This is a genomic window from Kitasatospora sp. NPDC057512 (assembly GCF_042802135.1).
Lineage (GTDB): Bacteria > Actinomycetota > Actinomycetes > Streptomycetales > Streptomycetaceae > Kitasatospora.
In genome coordinates, this window is record NZ_JBHVET010000482.1 from 1 (window position 1) to 6,789 (window position 6,789).

At 74.7% G+C, this 6,789-nt stretch carries 4 protein-coding genes; all 4 read right to left on the minus strand.

Annotated elements, in window-relative coordinates:
- Positions 1-16: 16 nt before the first annotated feature.
- On the minus strand, positions 17-2,035 hold the full coding sequence (gene ftsH / locus ACFU6K_RS26890; protein ID WP_380667182.1) for an ATP-dependent zinc metalloprotease FtsH: 2,019 nt from the start codon (positions 2,033-2,035) through the stop codon (positions 17-19).
- Positions 2,036-2,127: 92 nt separating this feature from the next.
- Positions 2,128-2,652, minus strand: coding sequence for a GNAT family N-acetyltransferase (locus tag ACFU6K_RS26895; RefSeq protein WP_079271904.1), 525 nt, complete (start codon positions 2,650-2,652; stop codon positions 2,128-2,130).
- Between the two features lie 76 nt (positions 2,653-2,728).
- Positions 2,729-4,294 carry a signal recognition particle protein gene (gene ffh / locus ACFU6K_RS26900; RefSeq protein WP_380667186.1) on the minus strand — a complete coding sequence of 522 codons (1,566 nt, stop codon included), beginning with the start codon at positions 4,292-4,294 and terminating at the stop codon, positions 2,729-2,731.
- 134 nt (positions 4,295-4,428) lie between these two features.
- Positions 4,429-6,789 (minus strand): [protein-PII] uridylyltransferase (locus ACFU6K_RS26905; RefSeq protein ID WP_380667184.1); only part of this gene is annotated, 2,361 nt, incomplete at its 5' end.

Consider the following 6,789-nt stretch of genomic DNA (forward strand, 5'->3'; position numbering starts at 1 on the left):
CCCCCGGCCCTCGACTTCACGCCCGGTCGATCGACTTCCCGTCGTCCCCGTCGGCCCCGTCAGCCCCGTCAGCCCCACCAGACCCGCCGGACCCGCCGGCAGGCCCGTCGGAACCCTCGGCCCCCGCGGAGCCCTCCCGCGGCACCCCCGCCGCCCGGTACGCCGCCGCCTCGTCCAGCGTCTCCGCCTCCAGCAGCGCCGCCGCCAGCGCGTCCAGCCGGTGCCGCTGCTCGGTCAGGATCCGCACCGCGTCGTCGTAGCACTCGGAGACGATCCGCCGCGCCTCCTCGTCCACCGCGTCCAGGGTGGTCGGCGCGGCGGAGAGCCCGTACGCGCCCTGCGGGTCGGAGGGCACCGCGGTGAGCCGGCCGACCCGCTCGCTCATCCCCCAGCGCCCGGCCATCCCGCGGGCGATGTTGGTGACCTGCTCCAGGTCGCTCTCCGCACCGGTGGTGATCACCCCGTAGACCACCTGCTCGGCCGCCATGCCGCCGAGCGCGCCGATGATCCGGCCGCGCAGGTACGGCTCGGTGTACGAGTAGCGGTCGTTCTCCGGGGTGGAGAGGGTGACGCCGAGCGCGCGGCCGCGCGGCACGATGGTGATCTTGCGGACCGGGTCCGCGCCGGGCTGGAGCATGCCCAGCAGCGCGTGCCCGCTCTCGTGGTACGCCGTCCGCTCGCGCTCCTCCTGCGGCATCACCAGCGGCCGCACCGCACCGAGCTGGACCTTCTCCAGCGCGTCCGAGAGGTCCCGCTCGTTGACCGCGTCCTGCTTGCGCTTGACGGCCAGCAGCGCGGCCTCGTTGACCAGGTTGGCGAGCTCGGCACCGGTCATCCCCGGCGTGACCTTGGCCAGCTGGTTGAGGTCGGTGCCGCCCGCCAGCGGGACGCTGCGGCTGTGGATGCGCAGGATCGCCGCGCGGCCCTCCCGGTCGGGCGGGCTGACGGTGATCCGCCGGTCGAAGCGGCCGGGGCGCAGCAGCGCCGGGTCGAGCACGTCCGCCCGGTTGGTCGCGGCGATCACGATGACGCCCTCGGAGCCGCTGAAGCCGTCCATCTCGGTGAGGATCTGGTTGAGGGTCTGCTCGCGCTCGTCGTGCCCGCCCATGCCGCCGCCGGCGCCGCGCTGGCGGCCGATGGTGTCGATCTCGTCGATGAAGATGATCGCCGGGGCGACCTTGCGGGCCTCGGCGAACAGCTCGCGGACCCGGCTGGCGCCGACGCCGACGATCATCTCGATGAACTCGGAGGCGGAGGCGGAGAAGAACGGCACGTTCGCCTCGCCGGCCACGGCCCGGGCCAGCAGGGTCTTGCCGGTTCCGGGCGGGCCGCTCAGCAGCACGCCGCGCGGCATCTTGGCACCGAGCCTGCGGTACCGCTCGGGGTTCTTCAAGTAGTCGACGACCTCGGTGAGTTCGGCCTCGACCTCGTCGATGCCGGCCACGTCGGCGAAGGTGGTGCGCTTGCCCTCCTCGGCGGTGACCGGCTTCGGCGGGGCCTTGCGGCCGAGCGGTCCGCCGCCGAGCCCGCCGGCCATCCGGCGGGCGAGCAGCACCCAGATGAAGATCAGCAGCAGCATCGGGGCGAGCGAGATCAGCAGGTTGGTGAGGAAGCTGCGCTGCTGGACCGGCGAGGTGGCGGTGACCTCGACGCCCTGCTGCTGCAGGGTGGTCCAGAGGTTGTCGCCCGCGAAGGAGGGCCGCTGGGTGTCGAACTCGGTGTAGTCGCCCTTGCCGCCGTCCGGCTTGGGCTGGGCGGTCTTGAGGGTGCCCTCGATCGCGTCGCCCTTGGCGTAGATCTTGGTGATGTTGCCCTTGTTCAGCTGGTTGTTGAACTCGGTGTACGAGATCGTGGTGGCGCCGGCGGGGCCGAAGAAGGACAGCAGCAGGTCCGAGATCAGGAACACCACGAGGGCGGTGAGGGCGAGGCCCACCCAGCCGCCGGGCATCCGGCGCTTGGGCGGCGGCGGGGGCGGGGCGCCCTCCGAACGCCAGGGCTGGTCGGGGGTCTGACGTGGCGGCACGGGTTCGGTCACCCATCGGACAATACGGACAGGTGCTCGGGCGGGCCAATCGCAACGCCGCGCCCGGACCGCCGTACGGCCGCGCCGACCCCTCCCACCAGCGACTATGCCGTCGCGCCCGGCCACTCCTCGGCGGTCAGCGCGAACCGCTCATGGTCGCGCCAGTCCCCCTGGAGGAACAGCATCCGCGGGGTGAAGCCCTCGTGCCGGAAGCCCAGCCGCTTGGCCATCGCGATCGAGCGCTCGTTCTCCGGCTGCACGTTGATCTCCAGCCGGTGCAGCCCGAGCCCGTCGGCCGTCTGCGGGGCGAAGCAGCGGTCCACGACCAGCCGCATGCCCTCGGTCATCCGCCCGGTGCCGTTGAACGGGACGTACGAGTCGTAGCCCAGCGAGGCGTTGCAGAACCGGCCCATCACGATGTTGGCGACGTTCACCTTGCCGACCAGTCCGCCGGTCTCCCGGTCGACGATCAGGAAGGTGCGCAGCCCGGAGCCCTGGCGCTTCAGCAGGTCGGGCAGTCCGTCCGGCTCGACCGGGTTCCACCGTCCGATGTGTTCGGCGGACCGCCGGACCGCTTCGGCGTACCCGGCCGTGTCCTCGGCCCTCGGGGCCCTGATCATCACTCGCATGCCCCCATCATCGGACACGCGATCGGCCCGCCGCCCGGAAACACCGGACGACGGGCCGACGGGAGCCGGTCGAGGACTACAGCAGGTCCTTGAACTCCTTGGGCAGCTCGAAGTCGGCCGGGCCCTTGCCCGCGCCGAGGCCGAACGCGCCGCCGTCCGCCGGGGACTGGCCGGCGCCCGGGCCGAGCGCGCGGCGCTCGGCGGCCGCGGCCTCCTCCTGGGCGCGCTTCAGCGGGTTGCCGCTCTTGCGCTTGCCCTTGGCCTGCGGGGCCTTCTTGCCGGACTTCTTCGCGCCGCCGCCCATGCCCGGGATGCCCGGCATGCCCGGCATCCCCTTGCCGGAGGCCATCGCGGACATCATCTTGCGGGCCTCGAAGAACCGCTCGACCAGGTTCTTCACCTCGCCGACCTGGACACCGGAGCCCTTGGCGATGCGGGCCCGGCGGGAGCCGTTGATCAGCTCCGGCTCGGCCCGCTCGGCCGGGGTCATCGACTTGATGATCGCGCCGACCCGGTTGACGTCCTTGTCGTCGATGTTGTTGATCTGGTCCCGGATCTGGCCCATGCCGGGCAGCATGCCGAGCAGCTTGGAGATCGAGCCCATCTTCTGGACCTGCTCCAGCTGGGACAGGAAGTCGTCCAGGGTGAACTGCTTCGGACCGCCGCGCAGCTTGGCGGCGATCTTCTCCGCCTCCTCCTGCGAGAAGGTCTGCTCGGCCTTCTCGATCAGCGAGAGGACGTCACCCATGCCGAGGATGCGCGAGGCCATCCGGTCCGGGTGGAAGGCGTCGAAGTCGTCGACCTTCTCGCCGTTGGAGGCGAACATGATCTGCCGGCCGGTGACGTGCGCGACCGACAGGGCGGCACCGCCGCGGGCGTCGCCGTCGAGCTTGGAGAGCACCACGCCGGTGAAGTCGACGCCGTCGAGGAAGGCCTGCGCGGTGGTGACCGCGTCCTGGCCGATCATCGCGTCGACGACGAACAGGACCTCGTCCGGGTTCACCGCGGCGCGGATGTCGGCGGCCTGCTGCATCAGCTCGGCGTCGATGCCCAGGCGGCCGGCGGTGTCGACGACGACGACGTCGTACTGCTTCTGCTTGGCGTACTCGATCGAGTCCTTGGCCACCTGCACCGGGTCGCCCACGCCGTTGCCCGGCTGCGGGCCGTAGAAGGCCACGCCGGCGCGCTCGGCGACCACCTGGAGCTGGTTGACCGCGTTGGGGCGCTGGAGGTCGCAGGCGACCAGCAGCGGGGTGTGCTTCTGCTTCTTCAGCCAGTGGCCGAGCTTGCCCGCCAGGGTGGTCTTACCGGCACCCTGGAGACCGGCGAGCATGATCACCGTCGGGCCGCTCTTGGCGAACCGCACCCGGCGGGTCTCGCCACCGAGGATGGAGATGAGCTCCTCGTTGACGATCTTGATGATCTGCTGCGCCGGGTTCAGCGCACCGGAGACCTCGACGCCGAGCGCCCGCTCCTTGACCTGCTTGATGAAGGCCCGGACGACCGGCAGCGCGACGTCCGCCTCCAGCAGCGCGATGCGGATCTCGCGGGCGGTGGCGTCGATGTCCGCCTCGCTCAGGCGGCCCTTGCCCCGGAGGTTCTTGAACGTCGCTGCGAGGCGATCGGAAAGGGTGTCGAACACGTCGTCGCGGGTCCTCTGCGGCATCGGTATCGGTACGGTCGTCGCCCCCCAGGGTATCCGGCCGCCCCGGGTACGGTCTCCACCCCTGCTCCCGAAGCTCCTCGGCCCCCGCCCCCGGAGCCTTCCGGCGCACGTCAGCCCAGCGCGGCCCGGACCGCCGCCGCCACCTCGCCGGCCCGCCGGGCGGTCAGCGGACGGCCCGCCCCGTCGGTCAGGTAGAACGAGTCGACGGCCTCCGCGCCCAGCGTGGAGACGTGCGCGGTGCGCACCCGCACGCCCGCCCCGTCCAGCGCCCGGCCGATCCGGTGCAGCAGCCCGGGGGCGTCGTGCGCGCGGACCTCCAGCACCGTCGCGGTCGCCGAGGCCACCGCGGGCGCCACCGCGACCAGCGGCGGCGGGGTGGGGATGCCCCGGCGGCGCGGGGCCGCGGCGTCCCGCTCGGCGAGGCGGCGGGTGACGTCCAGCGAGCCGTCCAGCGCCCGGCGCAGGTCGGCCCGCAGCCGGGCCGCCTCCGGGAGCTCGCCGTACTCGGCCGCCACCCGCCAGGACAGCAGCAGCACCGGCCCGGCGCCCACCGGGTCCAGCTCGCGCAGTCCGGCCGAGCGGACGGCCAGCCGGTGCAGCGCGAGCACCCCGGCGGCGGTGCCGAGCAGCCCGGGCCGGTCCGGGACGGCCAGGTTCAGCTCGACGCCCATCGGCTCGGCGCCCGGCTCCGCCCCCTCGGACCGGGCCCGCAGCGACAGCGCCGGCTGCCCGGTCCGGGCGGCCTCGACCGCGAGCCGCTCCTGCTCGGCGGTCGGCGCCGTCTCCGCCGGTGGCGTGCCCGCCCCGGCCAGCCGGTCCGCCGCCCGGGCCACCAGGCCCTCCACCAACGAGGCCCGCCAGCCGCTCCACGCGGCCGGGCCGGTGGCCAGCGCGTCCGCCTCGGTGAGCGCGTGCAGCAGCTCCAGCTCGGGCAGGGTGGTGACCACCTTGGTGACCGCCTCGACGGTGGCCGGGTCGTCCGGATCGCGCCGGGTCGCGGTGTCCACCAGCATCAGGTGGTGGCGGACCAGCACCGCCAGGGTCTCGGTGTCCTCGGGGCCGAAGCCCATCCGGGCGCCGAGGTCGCGGACGATCACCTCGCCGGCCTCGCTGTGGTCCCCCGGCCAGCCCTTGCCGATGTCGTGCAGCAGCGCGGCGACCAGCAGCAGGTCCGGGCGGGCCACCCGGCGGGTCATCGCGGCGGCCCGCACCGCCGTCTCCACCAGGTGCCGGTCCACCGTCCAGCGGTGCACCGCGTTGCGCTGCGGACGGCAGCGCACCCGCTCCCAGTCCGGGATCAGCCGGCGGACCAGCCCCTCCGCCTCCAGCGCCTCCCACACCGGGACGGCCGACTCCCCCGCGCCCAGCAGGGTGACCAGCTGCTCGCGCGCCTCGTCCGGCCAGGGCACCGGCAGCGGGCGGCACTCGGCGGCCAGCCGGCGCACCGTGGCGTAGGAGACGGTCAGCCCGTTCTGCGCGGCGGCGGCCGCGGCGCGCAGCGGCAGCACCGGGTCGGCGGCCGGGCGGGCGCCCTGGGCGAGCACGGCCTCGCCGTCCTGCTCGACCACGCCCTCGGCGAGCGGCCGCCGCTCGACCGCGCCCCGGGCCACCGCGCCGGCGCCGCGTCCGGAGCCGGCGAACGGGATGCCCAGCCGGCGCACCCGCCGACCGCGTCCGCCACGGGCCGCGAGCACCCGGTCCACCGCCCGCCAGGTGACGTCGCCCGCGTACGCGACGGTGCGGGCGGCCTCGTAGACCCGGCGCAGCAGGGTGTCGGCGTCCAGCACCCCGAGCCGCTCGGCGACCTGGTCCTGGTCCTGGAGGCCGAGCCGGTCGGTGGCCCGGCCGGTGACCAGGTGCAGGGCGTCGCGCACGTCGGCCAGCCACCGCGCGGCGTCGTCCAGACCGTCCCGGGGCGCGTCGGCCAGCCAGCTGGCGGCGATCGCGTCCAGCGCCACGACGTCGCGCAGGCCGCCGCGGGCCTCCTTGAGGTCCGGCTCCAGCAGGAAGGACAGCTCACCGTGCCGTTCGGCCCGCTCGCGGACCAGCTCGCGCAGCTCGGGCAGGCGTGCGGGGGCGCTCGCGCGCCAGTCGGTGAGCACCGCGGCGCGCAGCGCGTCAGTGAGCGCCCGGTCCCCGGCGAGGTGCCGGGCGTCCAGCAGGCCGAGCTGGGCCTTGAGGTCGGCGGCGGCGACCGCGCGGGCCTCCGCGACGGTGCGCACCGCGTGGTCGAGCCTGGCGCCCGAGTCCCAGACCGGGTACCAGATCCGCTCGGGCAGCTCCGGGGCGACCGGCCCGTCGTGCAGCAGCAGGACGTCCAGGTCGCTGCGCGGGGACAGCTCGCCCCGCCCGTACCCGCCGACCGCGACCAGCGCGACGCCGGGCGGGGCGCCGGCGGCCGCGAGCAGCCCGGCCAGCCAGTCGTCGGTGAGCCGGGCGAGCGCCCGGCGGCGGGGGCGGCCGCCCGGGCC

Bases quoted from the DNA above. Each gene is read 5' to 3' on its own strand.
- ACFU6K_RS26895 (WP_079271904.1), bottom strand. From the start codon at position 2,652: ATGCGAGTGATGATCAGGGCCCCGAGGGCCGAGGACACGGCCGGGTAC.